Source organism: Pseudomonas sp. Y24-6, assembly GCF_020295325.1.
GTDB lineage: Bacteria > Pseudomonadota > Gammaproteobacteria > Pseudomonadales > Pseudomonadaceae > Aquipseudomonas > Aquipseudomonas gregormendelii.
In genome coordinates, this window is sequence record NZ_JACBXG010000008.1 from 180,779 (window position 1) to 196,838 (window position 16,060).

The 16,060-nt window shown below is 62.8% G+C and carries 14 protein-coding genes; 2 read left to right on the forward strand and 12 right to left on the reverse strand.

Annotated features, from left to right (window positions below; all coding sequences use genetic code 11):
- Positions 1 to 131: 131 nt before the first annotated feature.
- The 3 genes from HYI44_RS17045 to HYI44_RS17055 form a co-directional block, all read right to left on the reverse strand.
- Positions 132 to 1,382 (reverse strand): OprD family porin, encoded by a 1,251-nt coding sequence (locus HYI44_RS17045; protein ID WP_225570007.1) that lies wholly within the window; start codon positions 1,380 to 1,382, stop codon positions 132 to 134.
- 168 nt (positions 1,383 to 1,550) lie between these two features.
- Positions 1,551 to 3,200, reverse strand: coding sequence for a cation acetate symporter (locus HYI44_RS17050; RefSeq protein ID WP_225570008.1), 1,650 nt, complete (start codon positions 3,198 to 3,200; stop codon positions 1,551 to 1,553).
- Positions 3,197 to 3,526: a DUF485 domain-containing protein gene (locus HYI44_RS17055; protein WP_225570009.1), complete on the reverse strand. Its 330-nt coding sequence runs from the start codon at positions 3,524 to 3,526 to the stop codon at positions 3,197 to 3,199. The genes HYI44_RS17050 and HYI44_RS17055 overlap by 4 nt, the downstream gene beginning before the upstream one ends.
- A gap of 397 nt (positions 3,527 to 3,923) precedes the next feature.
- Here HYI44_RS17055 and HYI44_RS17060 point away from each other — a divergent pair, with 397 nt between their 5' ends.
- Complete coding sequence (locus tag HYI44_RS17060) at positions 3,924 to 4,874, forward strand: LysR family transcriptional regulator (protein WP_225570082.1); 951 nt, start codon at positions 3,924 to 3,926, stop codon at positions 4,872 to 4,874.
- Positions 4,875 to 4,980: 106 nt separating this feature from the next.
- Here the strand turns inward: HYI44_RS17060 and pqqE are convergent, their stop codons facing one another.
- From pqqE to HYI44_RS17095, 7 genes are all read right to left on the reverse strand, one after another.
- A complete protein-coding gene (pqqE, locus tag HYI44_RS17065; protein ID WP_225570083.1) occupies positions 4,981 to 6,114 on the reverse strand; it encodes a pyrroloquinoline quinone biosynthesis protein PqqE in 1,134 nt (377 codons plus the stop codon).
- 13 nt (positions 6,115 to 6,127) lie between these two features.
- Complete coding sequence (pqqD, locus tag HYI44_RS17070; RefSeq protein WP_225570010.1) at positions 6,128 to 6,403, reverse strand: pyrroloquinoline quinone biosynthesis peptide chaperone PqqD; 276 nt, start codon at positions 6,401 to 6,403, stop codon at positions 6,128 to 6,130.
- Entirely contained in the window at positions 6,400 to 7,152 is a 753-nt protein-coding gene (gene pqqC, locus HYI44_RS17075) for a pyrroloquinoline-quinone synthase PqqC (RefSeq protein ID WP_225570011.1), read from the reverse strand. Before pqqC ends, pqqD begins: the two co-directional genes overlap by 4 nt.
- 286 nt (positions 7,153 to 7,438) lie before the next feature.
- Positions 7,439 to 8,350, reverse strand: coding sequence for a pyrroloquinoline quinone biosynthesis protein PqqB (pqqB, locus tag HYI44_RS17080; RefSeq protein WP_225570012.1), 912 nt, complete (start codon positions 8,348 to 8,350; stop codon positions 7,439 to 7,441).
- A gap of 126 nt (positions 8,351 to 8,476) precedes the next feature.
- Entirely contained in the window at positions 8,477 to 8,548 is a 72-nt protein-coding gene (pqqA, locus tag HYI44_RS17085) for a pyrroloquinoline quinone precursor peptide PqqA (RefSeq protein ID WP_003243383.1), read from the reverse strand.
- A 120-nt stretch (positions 8,549 to 8,668) separates the two neighbouring features.
- Positions 8,669 to 10,765, reverse strand: coding sequence for a PQQ-dependent dehydrogenase, methanol/ethanol family (locus tag HYI44_RS17090; RefSeq protein WP_225570013.1), 2,097 nt, complete (start codon positions 10,763 to 10,765; stop codon positions 8,669 to 8,671).
- 54 nt (positions 10,766 to 10,819) lie between these two features.
- Positions 10,820 to 11,752 carry a transporter gene (locus HYI44_RS17095; RefSeq protein ID WP_225570014.1) on the reverse strand — a complete coding sequence of 311 codons (933 nt, stop codon included), beginning with the start codon at positions 11,750 to 11,752 and terminating at the stop codon, positions 10,820 to 10,822.
- A gap of 258 nt (positions 11,753 to 12,010) precedes the next feature.
- On the opposite strand from HYI44_RS17095, the gene HYI44_RS17100 reads away from it, so the two are divergent.
- A complete protein-coding gene (locus HYI44_RS17100) occupies positions 12,011 to 13,921 on the forward strand; it encodes a sigma-54-dependent Fis family transcriptional regulator (protein WP_225570015.1) in 1,911 nt (636 codons plus the stop codon).
- 61 nt (positions 13,922 to 13,982) lie between these two features.
- Here HYI44_RS17100 and HYI44_RS17105 read toward each other — a convergent pair whose 3' ends face one another.
- Positions 13,983 to 14,255: a DUF4242 domain-containing protein gene (locus tag HYI44_RS17105; protein WP_225570016.1), complete on the reverse strand. Its 273-nt coding sequence runs from the start codon at positions 14,253 to 14,255 to the stop codon at positions 13,983 to 13,985.
- Between the two features lie 98 nt (positions 14,256 to 14,353).
- A complete protein-coding gene (locus tag HYI44_RS17110) occupies positions 14,354 to 15,844 on the reverse strand; it encodes an aldehyde dehydrogenase family protein (RefSeq protein ID WP_225570017.1) in 1,491 nt (496 codons plus the stop codon).
- Between the last annotated feature and the right edge of the window lie 216 nt (positions 15,845 to 16,060).

The following is a 16,060-nucleotide window of genomic DNA, read 5'->3' on the forward strand; positions in this document are numbered from 1 at the left end:
GAATACCTAAAAAAGCCGGTATGTTGTGCAAAAATGCATGGGTCTGTTTGGCCTATGACGAGACAGAACCGCAAGGCGAATGCCACTCCCACCGCCAAGCGCTGGGAGTAGCATCCGGCGCGCGGGCATATTTACCAGAGCTTCAGGGTGTAGCTGATGATCAGGCGGTTTTCATCCAAGTCGCTGCCGAAGTTGGTCGAGCGCACCGTTGCGTTACGCCACTTCACCCCGACATTCTTCAACGGCCCGCTCTGCACGACATAACCAATGTCGGTATCGCGTTCCCATTCCTTGCCTTCCGGGCGGTTGCCGCCCAGGTCGATATTGTCGCCGGTGAGGTAGCGGGTCATGAAGGTCAGGCCCGGAACACCGATGGCCGCAAAGTTGTAGTCGTAGCGCGCCTGCCAGGACTTTTCGTCCTTGCTGGCGAAGTCGCCGATCTGCACGAAGTTCACCAGGAACGCATCGGTGCCGTTGACGTAGGCGTAGCCGGTGTCGCCGCTCATGCCTTGGTAACCCAGGCCCAACGCATGCCCGCCGAGGTTGTAGGTGAACATCGCGCCGATGGCATTGTTATCGACATTGCTGCCACCGTCGTCCGTGGAGCGAGCGAAGCGCAGATCCGTCTTCAGCGACTGGCCCGTCGTCATGGGCAACACGTAGGTCAAGTTGACCAGGTGCTGGCTGTAGAAATTGTCGAGGTGACCGTAGCTGTAGCCGGTGGCGAGGTTGCTGGTCCATTTGTAGTTCAGGCTGGCGAAATCGAAACTGTCGCTGTCGACATGACGTGTGGTAATGCCCTTGGCGCCGGTGCGGGTGATGCCCATGTCCTCGTAGTCCGAGGAGTCGCGCTGATTGACCTGCGTCAGTCGCCCGGCATCCACAGTCAGGCCTTCGAGTTCCAGCGACGTCAACTGACCGCCCTTGAAGGTTTGTGGCAACAGCCGCGAGTCGTTGGCCAGTACCGTAGGCAGTTTCGGCAACAGCGTGCCGAGTTTCAGCGTGCTTTTCGAGACACGCACTTTGGCGGTCAGGCCCAGTTCGCCGTACTCGTCCTGCGCACCTTTGCTCGTGTCGCGGTGACGTTTGAGCAGGCCGGAGCCTGCGCGATCAGGGCTGGAATCGAGCTTGACGCCGACCAGACCGATGGCATCGAAGCCGACACCGATCAAACCTTCGGTGAATCCCGATTCATAGCGCAGCAGGAAACCCTGCGCCCATTCCTCTTGTTTGGATTGGGCGGCGTTGTCCTGGCGATAGTCACGGTTGAAATAGAAGTTGCGTAGCTCAAGGCTGGCCGTGCTGTCTGCGAAGAAGTCGGCGTGAGCCTGTGCGGCGAGGCCGCTGCCGGCCAGGAACAGGGTAAGGGTGGTGGGTTTCATTGGATGCCTTTTGTTGTTTTTGTTGTCGACGAGCCGCTCCCGCGCCATTTGGAATTGGCGAGAGAAGGGCGCGGGTGTCCTGCGCCGCTCGGCGCAGGTCGGGCGTAAAAAAGCGCGAAGCAAAGGAGCGGACTCGCGCTCGGGACATCAGCCCCGGAAAAAGCAGCGTCAGTGACTGCTGGCCATGGAAGCTCCAAGGCCGGTCTGGGCACGGACGAATTGGTCGGCATAGGCGGCGCGCTCGCGATCGGCGCGCTCGCTACGGTCCAGCTTGGACGCCGCCACGATGACCAGGAAGGCCAGGGGCATTGAGAACAGCGCTGGCTGGTCGTAAGGGAAGAGCGCCTGGGCATGCCCCAGTACACCGACCCACACCGACGGAGAGCCGATGACCAGGGCTAGGGCGCTGATCAGGCCAGTCAGACCGCCATAGAGGGCGCCACGGGTGGTCAGGCCACCCCAGTACATGGCCATGATCAATACTGGGAAATTCGCAGAGGCCGCTATGCCAAACGTCAGGCCGACCAGGAAGGCGATGTTCTGGCCCTCGAACAGAATTCCGAGGGAAATCGCGACGATGCCCAGACCGACAGTGGCGATGCGCGACACGCGCATTTCCTGCTTCTCGTCGGCCTTGCCCTTCTTCAGTACCGAGGCATAAAGGTCGTGAGAGATGGCCGAGGCGCCGGCCAGGGCCAGGCCAGCCACCACTGCAAGGATGGTGGCGAAGGCCACGGCGGAGAGGAATCCGAGAAACAGGTTGCCGCCCACCGCCTTGGCCAGATGCATGGCCACCATGTTGCCGCCGCCGATCATGGCGCCGCCGAGCTTACCGTCGACATAGTACTGCGGGTCTGTGCCGACGATGACGATGGCGGTGTAGCCCAGGATGCAGACCACCAGAAAGAAGAAGCCGATGAACACCGTGGCGAATAGCACCGATTTGCGCGCCTCTTTGGCATTGGGCACGGTGAAGAAACGCATCAGAATGTGCGGCAGGCCGGCGATGCCGAAGACCAGTCCGAGGGACAGTGACACCGCGTTGATCGGGTCGGCCAGCAAAGTGCCCGGGCCCATAATCTGCACGCCGCTGGCATGCACCGCCACGGCTTGGGCTGCCAGCGTCTCGAAGCTGAAGCCGAAGCGGCTCAGGGCCATCAGCATTAGGGTCGTGCCGCCGGCCAGCAGCAGGACCGCCTTGGTGATCTGCACCCATGTAGTGGCGAGCATGCCGCCGAAGATCACGTAGACCAGCATCAGCAGGCCGACCACCACCACCGCCGTGCGATAGTCGAGGCCGAACAGCAGCTTGATCAACTGCCCAGCGCCGACCATTTGCACCACCAGGTAGCAACACACCACCGTCAGCGAGCCGAGGGCGGCGAAGCTGCGTACGCGAGTTTGATCCAGGCGGAAGGAGACGATGTCGGCGAAGGTGTAGCGGCCCAGGTTGCGCAGGCGCTCGGCCATCAGGAAGGTGACGATGGGCCAGCCAACAAAGAAGCCAATGATATAGATGAAGCCGTCATAGCCTTTGGTGAACACCAGGCTCGAGAGGCCCAGCAAAGTGGCCGCCGACATATAGTCACCGGCGATCGCCAGGCCATTCTGAAAACCCGTTATACCGCCGCCGGCGCTGTAGAAATCGGCGGCGGAGCGCGTGCGGCGGGAAGCCCACCAAGTGATCAGCAACGTGGCGAGGACGAAGACGAAGAACATGCCGATGGCATGCATATTGAGCGGTTGCTTCTCCGCGGTGATGGGTGCGGCGTTGGCCAGCAGGGGGCTGAGGGCGAGAAGGGCGAGTAGGCGTTTCATACGCGGGTCTCCTGGAGGATCTGCGCGCTGAGCGCGTCGAAACGGGTGTTGGCGGTATTCACGTACCAGGCGGTAAGCAACCAGGACAGCAGGATAATTGTCACGCCGATCGGCATGCCGAGGCTGAGGTGACTGCCGTCGTACAGCGGCAGGTGCAGCCAGGCAGGTGCGAAGGCCACTACCATGATGAAGCTGTAATAGACAGCCAGGACCACGCCGCTCAGTGACCAAGCTAACAACGCGCGCTGGCGGGTGAGGCGCTGGAACTTGGGATTGGCCCTGACCTGGGCGCAGGTCTGGGCGTGGTTCGGATGATCAGTCGTCATAGTGAGGCTCCGCTTTTAATTGTTGTTGTTTGCCGGCCTTTTTAGGGGCGTACGGGTACCCGGGCGACGTCCCGAAGTGGAGCGTCACCTGAATGCTGCTGGAGTCGTTGCTGCCCTGGCGATCTTCCGGAGGCGAGGGGATGTTGCAATGGCAGGTGTGGGCCGACAGGAAACCCGCCGTATGAGCCCTCGGCGGGCGCGAAAGTGGCAGTGATTGCGCTGCCGCGCAGCTGCCTGTTTTCGGCTTGAAAGCAGGCTTTTTACTCTGCATTCATGCCGTTAGCCCTGGTTGAAATCGGGGCCTTTCCGGTTGAGAAACGATGCTGGTCAAACCAGGCTGAATGCGAGTATATGTTGGCTAATTTCCAATATGTATTGGCAGAAAAGCCTGATGAATATGCAAAAACGCACAACGCAAAGTCACGTGAATTGGGACGATATGCGTTTCTTTCTCGAGGTCGCCCGTGCTCGCACCGCCAGTGGCGCAGCGCGCCGTTTGGGGGTGGACTACACCACGGTGTCGCGGCGCATCCGCGCCCTTGAGCAAAGCCTTGGCGCCCTGCTGTTCGAGAAGTCCCGAGCGTCGGGCTTCGTCATGACTGTCGAGGGGCAGCGCCTGGTCAGTCACGCCGAAACTCTGGAAAGTACGCTGCTGGCAGCCTGCGAGCAGGTTTGCGGCACCACCGGGGGGCTCGCCGGGCACCTGCGTATCGGCTGCACCGAAGCTTTCGGCTCCTGCTTCGTCACCACGCAGATGAGCCACTTCATCATTCACTATCCGCATATCTCCGTGGACATCCTGCCGGTCCCGCACTTCGTCAACCTGTCACGGCGCGAGGCAGACATCGCCATCACCCTGGAGCGGCCTGAGCGCGGTCCGTACGTGTGCTCGCGGCTGTGCGACTACCGTCTGCGTCTGTATGCGACACCGGAGTACCTGGCCAATCATTCGCCGATTACCAGTCGCGAGGATCTGGCCGGTCACCCATTCGTGACCTATGTCGAGGATCTGGCTTTCAGCTTCAAGCTGCTCTACCTGAACGACCTGCTGCCCGGCGCGCACAGCCGCCTGCGCAGCACCAGCGTAGTCTCCCAGTACCATGCGGCGCTGGAAGGGCGCGCGCTGGCCATCCTTCCCTGTTTCCTCGCCGGTCCGGATCCGCGCCTGTGTGAAGTGTTGCCGGATCAGGTGGAGGTCACTCGACAGTTCTGGATGTACTACAGCGAGGATCTGCGCAAGCTCAAGCGGATCACCTTGGTAGCCGACTACCTGCGCGCCTGCGCGGAGCTCAATCGTCCGCTGCTGATGGGCGAGTCGCACGTGATGGCCTATCTGCCGTCGCTCTGAGTTGCAAGTATGGGTCGCGGCTGCCGGCGCGTGCCCGGCGGCGCGGCGCCTACAGTCGCCGGCGAGGGCTCATTGGCTTGGCCACGGTGAGCCTGGATTCATGCATTCAGCGGACCTTGGCGATCAGCCGCGAGTTACGCGCATTGCGAAAGGCCAGTTGTTCGATGGTCTGGGTCGCGTGCTCGGCTTCTTCGCGGGCCTGGAGAATCACGCCGTGATGTTCCGACTTGCTGCACACCGGGTCGGCGTTGCTGGCGTCACCCGTGAGCATGAACGCCTGGCAGCGGCAGCCGCCGAAGTCCTTTTCTTTTTCATCGCAGGAGCGACACGGCTCAGGCATCCAGTCGTAGCCGCGAAAGCGGTTGAAGCCAAATGAGTCGTACCAGATGTGCTGCATGCTGTGATCGCGTACATTTGGGAACTGCACCGGCATCTGCCGCGCGCCGTGGCACGGCAGGGCGGTGCCGTCCGGGGTGACGGTGAGGAAGAGGCTGCCCCAGCCATTCATGCAGGCTTTGGGGCGCTCTTCGTAGTAGTCCGGGGTGACGAAAATCAGCTTGCATGGATGCCCTTCGGCTTCCAGTTTGACGCGGTATTCATTGGTGATGCGCTCGGCACGAACCAGTTGCTCTTTGGTCGGTAACAGGCCTACGCGGTTGAGCTGCGCCCAGCCATAGAACTGGCAGGTGGCGAGCTCGACGAAGTCGGCTTCCAGCGCGATGCACAGTTCGATGATGCGGTCGATTTTGTCGATGTTGTGCCGATGGGTGACGAAGTTCAGCACCATCGGATAGCCGTGGGCTTTCACCGCACGGGCCATTTCGAGTTTCTGTGCGAAGGCTTTTTTCGAGCCGGCCAGCAGGTTGTTCACCTGTTCATCGCTGGCCTGGAAGCTGATCTGGATATGGTCCAGCCCGGCTTTTTTGAAGTCGCTGATTTTCTGCTCGGTGAGGCCGATGCCCGAGGTGATCAGGTTGGTGTAGAAGCCGAGTTTGCGTGCTTCACCGATCAGCTCCGCCAGGTCCTGACGCACCAGCGGTTCACCGCCGGAAAAGCCCAGCTGTGCTGCGCCCATTTCCCGTGCTTCACGGAACACCTTGATCCACTGCTCGGTGCTCAGCTCCTTGCCCTGTTCGGCGAAATCCAGCGGGTTCGAGCAATAGGGGCATTGCAGCGGGCAACGGTAGGTCAGCTCGGCCAGCAGCCACAAGGGCAGGCCGATCTCAGCCTTGGGCGGCATCGGCTGCGCCTGCTCAGACAAGTTCGATCCAGTGCTGTGCACGGGCGACCTCCATGAATTGCTCTATGTCGTCACCAAGCTCGGGGACGCCGGGGAATTTGGCGTCCAGTTCGGCAATGATCGCTGCGACGTCGCGCTCACCATCGATGAGGCCGCCAATCAGCGCGGCACTTTCGTTGAGTTTGATCATGCCTTCGGGGTACAGCAGCACATGGCCTTTTTGCGCCGGCTCGTACTGGTAACGGTAGCCGGTCCGCCAGGCTGGGGTCTTGCTGCGATCGAAACTCATAGGGTGATTCCCTTATGCCAGACCCGCTGTTCGGTGACGCTGTGATAGGGCGGGCGGTTCAGTTCGTAGGCCATGCTCATGGCATCGAGCATGCTCCAAAGAATGTCCAGTTTGAACTGGAGAATTTCCAGCATGCGCTCCTGGCCTTCTCGCGTAGTGTAGTGCTGCAAGGTGATCGTCATGCCATGTTCCACATCACGTCGAGCCTGACCCAGACGAGTGCGGAAGTACTCATAACCGGCCGGGTCGATCCACGGGTAATGCTGTGGCCAGCTGTCGAGGCGTGACTGGTGGATTTGCGGGGCGAACAGTTCAGTCAGCGAGCTGCTGGCGGCTTCCTGCCAACGGGCCCGACGGGCGAAGTTGACGTAGGCGTCCACGGCAAAACGCACGCCGGGCAGGACCAGTTCCTGGGAGCGCAGCTGATCCGGATCCAGGCCGACTGCCTGGCCCAGACGCAACCAGGCTTCGATGCCGCCGTCTTCACCGGGCGCGCCGTCGTGGTCGAGCAGACGCTGAATCCACTCGCGGCGGACCTCGCGGTCCGGACAGTTGGCCAGGATTGCGGCGTCCTTGAGCGGAATGTTCACCTGATAGTAGAAGCGATTGGCGACCCAGCCCTGGATCTGCTCGCGGGTCGCCCGGCCTTCATACATCGCCACGTGGTAGGGGTGATGGATGTGGTAGTAGGCGCCCTTGGCGCGCAGCGCCTGTTCGAACTCGGTGGGGGACAGTGGTTGGTCAGTCATCTGGGCTCTCCGGTGAACAACTTCATGTCATCTGGGTAAACCGCCTTCGCGCAAACCCTGTGGTGAGGGGGCTTGCCCTAATACCGGTCAGTTAACGCAAATATTTAGTCTGGTGGGCATTTGTGGCGAGGGGGCTTGCCCCCGCTCGGCTGCGCAGCAGTCGTAAAGTTGGTGAACGCGGTGTGTCTGATACAAAGCGTTTGCAGGTTTTAGGGCCGCTACGCGCCCCAGCGGGGGCAAGCCCCCTCGCCACAGTTGCTCGCGATTGATCGTGAGACGATCTCGGTTACAGCTCAATACTCATTCCGTCGTAAGCCACCTCGACCTTTCGTCGTAGAAGTTCGGCACGTTCGGCCGAGTCTTCGTCGAGGATCGGGTTGGTGTTGTTGATGTGGATAAGCACTTTGCGCTGCCTGGGCAATTGCTCCAGCACTTCCAGCATGCCGCCGGGGCCGTTTTGTGCCAGATGGCCCATTTCCCGACCGGTACGGGTACCAACGCCACGACGCTGCATTTCGTCGTCGTCCCACAGCGTGCCGTCCACCAGCAGGCAGTCACTGCTGGCCATGATTTCCAGCAGCGGTGCATCGACCTTGCCCAGGCCTGGCGCGTAGAACAGCTTGCCCCCGGTGCGCAGGTCTTCGACGATCAGCCCGATGTTGTCGCCGGGATGCGGGTCGAAGCGGTGCGGCGAGTAGGGCGGCGCGGCACTGCGCAATGGCAGTGGGGTGAAGCGCAGGTTCGGACAGGCCGGGATGGTGAACGCGCCTTCGAGCTCGATGCGGTTCCAGTTCAGCCCGCCATTCCAGTGGGTGAGCATGGTGAACAGCGGGAAACCGCTGCTCAGGTCTTCATGGACCATGTCGGTGCACCAGACTTGATGCGGGCAACCTTCGCGCAGGCTGAGCAGACCGGTGGTGTGATCGATCTGGCTGTCCATCAGGATGATTGCGCTGATCCCGGTATCACGCAGGGCGCGGCCCGGTTGCATCGGGGCGAAGTTCTGCAACTGCGCGCGGATGTCCGGCGAGGCATTGCACAGCACCCAGTTCACGCCATCGTCGGAAATCGCGATGGACGACTGGGTGCGCGACTGCGCGCGCAAGCTGCCGTCGCGCATGCCGTGGCAATTGGGGCAGTTGCAGTTCCACTGGGGGAAGCAGCCACCTGCGGCTGAGCCAAGAATCTGGATGTGCATGGCCGGTTCCGACAGGCAGTCACGCGGGAGCGCGACTGCGGAAAAAAGGTCCCCAGCGAGCTGGGGCAAGGTTCGCGTGGCGCGACGCTCGTGGAGCGGACGGAGGCGCAGCACCACGTTCAAGGGTCAGCGGTTGGCGAAGTACATGGTGACTTCAAAGCCAATGCGCAGGTCGGTGTAGGCAGGTTTGGTCCACATGGTCGAGTTCCTCATTGTTTTTTGGATGGTAAATTCAAAAGCCTGTCGCGCATCCTTGCCCGGTATGGGGGCGAGTCCGGTCATTCTGACTCACCCCCCCATTGCGCTACCGCTGCGCAATCATGGCGTGGCCTTGGCCGCGGCCGGTTGCTGTTCCTTGAGGTAATCGGCGTATTCCCGACTCATCACGTAGAGCTTGATCTTCTCGACATCGGCGGGCTCCAGGCTGTCCTTGAAGGAGGGCATGCCCAGAGGCCGGAGTATCCCGTCCAGGACGATCTGCTGGAACAGGTGGCGTCGGGATTCGTCGGACTTGCGCAGGTCGGGGATCAACCCACCGCTGAGCGCGCCGACACCGTGGCAGACGGAGCAGTAGCCGCCGTACAGCTGCTGGCCGGCGGCGATATCCGCGGCGGGAGCGTCGACCGGTTTTGGCGTGCGGTTTACGGCCACCACGGTTTTCTCTGGCAGCGGCGGCAGGGAAGCCTTGCCTTCGAGCTTGAACACCAACAGGCGGCTGACGTTGCCCACTCCCGGCGCCAAGGCAGCATCGCCTCCGATCAGCGGGGCGACACCACCCCAGCCAGCCATCACGGCGATGTACTGCTCACCCTCCAGGCTGTAGGTCATGGGGGCGGCGACGATGCCGGTCTGTGCGCCGAACGACCAGAGCTTCTTGCCCTTGTCTGCAGAGTAGGCGATGAAGTTGCCATCGGCCGTGCCCTGGAACACCAGGTTGCCGGCGGTGCTCAGGGTGCCGCCGTTCCAGTAGTGAGAGTAGGGTACGCGCCAGGCTTCCTTCTGCTTGACCGGGTCCCAGGCCAGCAGTGCCCCGGAAACGGCCTCGCGGGGAATCTCGGTGGCGTCGGAGAAGCCTGCGCCGGTGTTGAAGCCCTTGCGCTTGACGAAGTCCTTGCCTTCGTTGCGATAGACACCTGGAATCTCCTGATAGGGGATATAAACCAGGCCGGTTTGCGGGTTGAATGACATCGAATGCCAGTTGTGCGCGCCGAAGGGGCTCGGCCACATGACGATGGGCTCTTTCTCGTAGCGCATACCGGGGGCCTCCACCGGCTTGCCGGTAGCCAGATCGATCTTCTCGGCCCAGGTTACCTTGCCGAACTTTTCGGCAGAAAGCAGTTCGCCGGTCTGGCGGTCGATGACATAGAAGAAGCCGTTCTTCGGGGCTTGCATCAGCACCTTGCGCGGCTTACCGCCGATCTCCAGGGTAGCCAGGGTAATCTGCTGGGTGGCAGTGAAGTCCCAGGTGTCGCCCGGGGTCACTTGATAGTGCCAGGCCAGCCGGCCGCTGTCCGGGTTGAGCGCGAGGATCGAGGACAGGTAGAGGTTGTCGCCGCCACCAGGGCTGCGCAGCTCGCGGTTCCACGGTGAACCGTTGCCGGTGCCGATGTACAGCAGGTCCAGTTCAGGGTCATAGGCCATGCCGTCCCACACCGTGCCGCCGCCGCCGAGCTTCCAGTACTCGTCACCCTTCCAGGTTTTGGCCGCTTCGGCCAGCTCAGGGTGTTCGTAGGGTTTGTTCGGGTCGCCGGGTACGGTGTAGAAACGCCAGGCCATCTCGCCGCTCTCGGCATCATAGGCGGAGAAGTAGCCACGCACGCCGTACTCGGCGCCGCCGTTGCCGATGATGACCTTGCCCTTCACTACACGCGGCGCGCCGGTGATGGTGTAGGGCTTGCTGTTGTCGGTGGTCTGCTGACTCCACACCTGCTTGCCGGTTTTTGCGTCGAGGGCAATCAGTCGGCCGTCCAGGGTGCCAATGAAGACTTTGCCGTTCCACAGCGCGACACCGCGGTTGACCGCGTCACAGCATGCGTCACGGGCCTTGTCGCGGGCGATCTGCGGATCGAAGGTCCAGAGCGTCTTACCGGTGCGTGCATCCACCGCGATCGCGCGGCTCCAGGACAGCGATGCGTAGAGCACGCCGTCGGCGAATAGCGGCGTGGCTTGCAGGCCGCGGTGGTTATCAAGGTCGAGGGACCAGGCCAGGCCCAGCTTGCCGGCGTTCTTCGCGGTGATCTGGTCCAGTGGGCTGAAGCGCTGTTCGTCATAGGTGCGGCCGTGGCTGAGCCATTGGCTACCGTCTTGCTTGCTGGCAATGATGGCGGCCTGGTCGACCTGTGTGGCGACGGCCAGCGGCGCCAGCAAGGCGAAGGCCAGGCCAGCGAGAATTCGGGATGCAGACTGCGTGTTCATAGACGCAGGACTCCTGTTATTTAATTGGAATGAGACCCTGGCGAGCGGCGGTGGCTAGAACAGCTGGAGGATGCGCAAGTTGATGCGGCTGTCCTCCTCGAAGCCGTTGTCCACCGCGATGTCCTGACCGTAATTGACCATCAACTGGGTGCTTGGGGTGACGAAGTACGACGTGCCGACAGTGAATTTGCTGGTGCCGGGCTTGTCGTCCATGTCCAGGTCACGGATGTTGCTTTCGCCGCCCCAGAGCTTCGAAATGCCAGCGCGCACATCGAAACGCTCGGTGAAGTTGTAGCGCAGAAAAGCCTGGCCCTGATACAGCGGGTCCTGTTTCTGGGTGACACTGGCGCTGCCGTAGTCATCGTTGTCGCCGAAGAAGGTCACGTCGCCGACCAGATCAAGGGTCAGCTTTTCGGTCAGGCCGGTGATGTAGCCGGCTTGCAGGGCGAACTTCCAGCGGTTCTCGCCGAGGTTGATCGCGTGGTCGTTGTCGTAGCTGCCGGTGGGCACGAAGAGGAAGGGGGTGATACCGAAGTAACGTCGCTTTTCCGGTTCATTCAGCAGCCAGACGGTGGCGGCGAGGATCAGGTCGCCAGTGCCGCTATCGTTGCCCAGGTCTTGCAGGTCATCCTTGGCTCGCACGTTGCCGAACGGCAGGAGGAACTGCGGGTCGACGATGTAATCGCCGATCTTGGTGAAGTGCACGCCGCGCAGGATACCGATGTCGGAATCCAATCCAGCCTTGATCGGTACCTTGTGGCCGTCGGCGTACAGTGCGTTGCGCTCGGCATGCTGGTAATAGACCAGTCCCAGGTTGGTGCCTTCGGGAAGGGCGGTATAATCGCCAGCATCGACGTCCACGGCCGAGGCGCTGAAGGAGATACCGGCCAGCAGGCCGAATAGCGAAGCGTGCAACAGATGCGCCAAACGGCGCTCGTGTGGCAGCCAGTCAGGGCTGCGGCGAGCCGGCTCTGTGCTCATTTTCATGACATCACCTTTATTGTTTTTGTTTATGATCAAACTTAGTGCCGGAGCGCTTATCCGACCTACCGTGAAGTCATTGAGCAGAGCCTGTGCCACTTTTTCATTTTTTGTAAAAGTGCTTTTAGATCAATGGCTTGAATAACAATAAGAGTTGTCGAACGAAGCGCGGGAGTCATCCCGCTGTATCGCTGCCTCAAATTGAGACAGCAGCTTGGGTCCGGGCTGGCCCAGTTCGAGACATTCGCCCGCGAGACGCATGCCATGCACAAGTTCAACACCCCTGCGACGCCCCCTTCGCGCGAGCGTTTCGTCGACCCCCAAGTGGTCGCACGCTCCTGGCAGCGCTCGCAGAACTACGGCTTGTCCCAGCGCGACCGTCTGTTGTTCGACGCCCCGGTGGTCGCCAGCGGCGCGCAGATCGCCGAAAGCAATCGCCTGCTACTTACCTGCTCCACCCCGGAGATGGAGCAGCTGCACGCCGCCCTGTCGCCAAAGGACTGGGTGCTGGCCTGCATCGATCTGGAAGGCGTGGTGCTCAGCAGCCTGGGCCGCCGCAGCTCCGACACCCGCGAGTTGAACCAGGTGTTCCGCATCGGCGCGCAGATTTCCGAGCAGAACGTCGGCACCACCGCGCCGAGTTGCGCCCTGACCGAGCGCGACTCGGTGTTTTTCGTCGGCGAGGAGCATTATCTGGAGGAGGCTCGCCAGTTCTCCTGCCTGGCCACGCCGATCTTCGGCCTGGACGGCGGCATAGTCGGGGTGCTGGACGCCAGCAGCAAGCACGGCGTGCCCTCGGTCTACGCCCTGGAGTCCCTGGTGTTCGCCGCCCGCGCTATCGAAAACCGCATGTTCGCCCAGCTCGGCGACGTGCTGCTGGTGCACCTGCACCACCGCCTGGACATCCTCGGCACGCCACTGGAAGGCTTGCTGGCCTTTGACCCGGCCGGCAAGCTGCGCTGCGCCAACCGCATCGCCGGTCAGTTGTTGCAGCTCGGCGAGATCCAGGCCGGCCTGGACTTCGCCGAGCTGTTCGACATGCCCTTCGCCCACGCCGCCTGCTACCGGCGGAACGACCTCAGCGCGCCGCTGCGCCTGCGCAGCCACCACGGCGGCGAACTGCGCGCCTGCATCACCCTCGGCCCAGCCCAGCAGTCACCACGACCACAGCGCACGGAACCGCTGCCGGCGCGCACCGCCGAGCGGTTGCCGCCACCGCAATCCGGCCCCTGCTTGCAAGACTCGGCCCTGCAGGACGCTCTGACCCGCGCACGCAAGGCCTTCGCCCGCGACATTCCGGTGCTGATCAACGGCGAAACCGGCACTGGCAAGGAGGTCTTCGCCCGCCTGCTGCACGAAGGCAGCAGCCGCGCCGGCGAAGCCTTCGTCGCGATCAACTGCTCGTCCATCCCGGCCAGCCTGATCGAGTCGGAACTGTTCGGCCACGTCGAAGGTGCCTTCACCGGCAGCCGCAAGGGCGGCGCCAGCGGCAAGATCGAACAGGCGCACAAGGGCACCCTGTTTCTCGACGAGATCGGCGACATGCCCCTGGAGCTGCAGGGTCGCCTGCTGCGCGTGCTGCAGGAGCGCAGCCTGACCCGTCTGGGCAGCAACCAAGTGATCAAGGTGGATTGCGCGCTGATCTGCGCCACCCACCGCGACCTCAAGCAGCTCAGCGCCAGCCAGGGCTTTCGCGAGGACCTCTACTACCGCATCAACGGCCTGCGCGTGGCCCTGCCCACCCTGCGCGAGCGCCAGGACCTGGCGGTGCTGATCCAGCACCTGCTACGCGCGGAAACCTCCGCGCACCAGCCGCTCACGCTGAGTGACGTGGCGTTGCAGGCATTGTTGGCTTACCGCTGGCCGGGCAATATCCGTCAGCTCTACCAGACCCTGCGCCTGGCTGCCGCGCTGGCCGAGGATGAAGGGGAAATCGGTCTGCAGCACCTGCCGGACGAAGTATTGGAGGCCTGTGAAACCCAGGCCGAATCAGCGGCAGCTGCAGGCACGCCGCAGCCGCAGCCGCAGGCGGGGGATACCCTGCAGGCCTCGGAGCTGCGCGCGATCAAGGCAGCGGTGGAAGCGAATGGCGGCAACCTCTCGGCCGCCGCGCGCAGCTTGGGGATCGGGCGAGCGACCCTGTACCGGAAGCTGAAAGGAATGGAGGAGGGTTAACGCTGGAGGCAAGGCCGCGCTCCGACAGAAGTGGGGGCCTTGCGCGCGGAGCGCGGTGGCACTATCCGGCGGTGTTTGGGCCGATGACCTCGAGCACTTCGGCCACGCTGTTAGCCGGGAAGCCGCCTTGCGCGGCGTGTTCGCGGATCAGCTGTTCGTTCGCCGCGATGTACAGACAGTAGACCTTGTCGTCTGTCACATAGCTCTGCAGCCATTGGATCTGCGGCCCCATGGTGCTGAGCACGGCACAAGGCTTCTGCGAGATGGCCTGGAGTTCCTGGGCCGAGAGTTTTCCCGCGCCCGGGATTTCCCGTTCGATGACAAATTTAGGCATGACAGTTTCCTTGATAGTTGAGTTGTGGATGGTGCTGGCGTGGCGCAGAGAAGAAAAAGCAGGCGGGGGCGGTTCAGACCGCCCCCGCCTGAAAGGGGCTACAGCTTGATCATCACTGTTTTCAGTTCGGTGTAGTGGTCGATGGCCGCCGCACCCATTTCGCGGCCGACGCCGGAGAGCTTGTAGCCGCCGAAGGGCAGGACCGGGTCGAGGGCGCTGTGGCAGTTGACCCAGACCGAGCCGGACTTGATGCGCGGGATCATGCGGTGCACCGCGCTCATGTCGTTGGACCAGATACTGGCGCCCAGCCCGTAGGGATTGTCGTTGGCCAGGCGCACGGCTTCGTCGAGGTCGTCGAAGGGCATGGCCACCAGCACCGGGCCGAAGATCTCCTCCTGCACCAGGCGATGCTTCTGGTCGACGTCGACGATCACCGTGGGTTGGACGAAGTAGCCGGGACCGAACTTCTCGCCGCCGCAGGCGATGGCGGCGCCCAGTTCGCGGCCCATCTCGATGTAGTTGTGCACCCGATCCTGTTGCTTGGCGGAGATCAGCGGACCCATGGCCACGCTGGGGTCGAGGCCGTTACCGAGCTTCATGCCATTGGCGATATCGACGATGTCGCCCACCACCCGGTCGAAGTGCTTGCGGTGTACGTATAGGCGCGAGCCGGCGCAGCACACCTGGCCCTGGTTGAAGAAGATGGCGCTGGCGGCGCCAGCGGCGGCCACCTGCAGGTTGGCGTCGGCCAGGACGATGGTTGGCGACTTGCCGCCCAGCTCCAGGGTGACGCGGGTCATGTTGTCCATGGCCGCTTTGCCGATCTGCTTGCCCACTTCGGTGGAGCCGGTGAAGGTCAGCTTGTCCACGCCTGGGTGGCTGGTCAGCGCCGCGCCAGCGTTGAGGCCGGTGCCGGTGACCACGTTGAACACGCCGGTGGGGTAGCCGGCCTCCAGCACCAGTTCGGCCAGCTTGAGGGCGCTCAGCGGCGTCTCGTCGGCCGGCTTGAGTACCAGGCTGCAACCGGTGGCCAGGGCCGGGCCGAGTTTCCAGCAGGCCAGCATGAAGGGGAAGTTCCAGGCGACGATGGCGCCGACCACACCCACCGCCTCGCGGCGGATGAAGGCGTGGAATTCGCTGTCCGGCATCAGCGGCAGGGACGGTTCCACGGTGCTGCCTGAGAGCTTGGTGGCCCAGCCGGCCATGTAGCGCAGGGAGTCGATGGACAGTTGTACGTCCACCAGGCGGGCCATCTGCACGCTCTTGCCGTTGTTCAGGCATTCCAGCTCGGCGATCACCTGGGCGTCGCGCTCGATCAGGTCGGCCAGGCGCCACAGCAGGTTCTGCCGCTCACGCGGACGCATGCGGCTCCAGGCGGAGTCGTCGAAGGCGCGGCGCGCGGCCTGCACTGCGCGGTCCACGTCGACATGGTCGGCGGACGGCACTTCTAGCAGGAGGTTGCCGGTGGCCGGGTTGCGCACGGCCATGGTCGCGCCGCTAGTGGCGTCCATCCATTCGGCGCCGATCAGCATACGCGATTGCCTGGAGAGGAATTCGACGGTTTTGGGATGCAGCGGTAGGTTTTCCATGGGCGATGCCTCGTTGTTGTGGGTCTTGTACCGGACCCCGGAGCAACGCCTGTGCCAGCCCCGCCGAAAGCGCCGCGGGCGCTGGGCGCCCGGCCTTACCGGTGGGCAACCCGGGCAGGAAAGGCGAAGCAAGGGCTGTATCGAACCCGTACAACTGTCTCAGAACGGGACAGTGGCACCCCGCGCTGATGTGACCAGGCCAGCGCAAAGGCCCGG

Coding starts and splice junctions, on each gene's coding strand:
- HYI44_RS17055 (WP_225570009.1), bottom strand. CDS start 3,526: ATGACGACTGATCATCCGAACCACGCCCAGACCTGCGCCCAGGTCAGG.
- pqqE (WP_225570083.1), bottom strand. CDS start 6,114: ATGCCGCCCAAGGCTGAGATCGGCCTGCCCTTGTGGCTGCTGGCCGAG.
- pqqC (WP_225570011.1), bottom strand. CDS start 7,152: ATGACTGACCAACCACTGTCCCCCACCGAGTTCGAACAGGCGCTGCGC.
- HYI44_RS17100 (WP_225570015.1), top strand. CDS start 12,011: ATGCACAAGTTCAACACCCCTGCGACGCCCCCTTCGCGCGAGCGTTTC.
- HYI44_RS17090 (WP_225570013.1), bottom strand. CDS start 10,765: ATGAACACGCAGTCTGCATCCCGAATTCTCGCTGGCCTGGCCTTCGCC.
- HYI44_RS17045 (WP_225570007.1), bottom strand. CDS start 1,382: ATGAAACCCACCACCCTTACCCTGTTCCTGGCCGGCAGCGGCCTCGCC.
- HYI44_RS17050 (WP_225570008.1), bottom strand. CDS start 3,200: ATGAAACGCCTACTCGCCCTTCTCGCCCTCAGCCCCCTGCTGGCCAAC.
- HYI44_RS17060 (WP_225570082.1), top strand. CDS start 3,924: ATGCAAAAACGCACAACGCAAAGTCACGTGAATTGGGACGATATGCGT.
- HYI44_RS17110 (WP_225570017.1), bottom strand. CDS start 15,844: ATGGAAAACCTACCGCTGCATCCCAAAACCGTCGAATTCCTCTCCAGG.
- HYI44_RS17095 (WP_225570014.1), bottom strand. CDS start 11,752: ATGAAAATGAGCACAGAGCCGGCTCGCCGCAGCCCTGACTGGCTGCCA.
- pqqB (WP_225570012.1), bottom strand. CDS start 8,350: ATGCACATCCAGATTCTTGGCTCAGCCGCAGGTGGCTGCTTCCCCCAG.
- HYI44_RS17105 (WP_225570016.1), bottom strand. CDS start 14,255: ATGCCTAAATTTGTCATCGAACGGGAAATCCCGGGCGCGGGAAAACTC.
- pqqD (WP_225570010.1), bottom strand. CDS start 6,403: ATGAGTTTCGATCGCAGCAAGACCCCAGCCTGGCGGACCGGCTACCGT.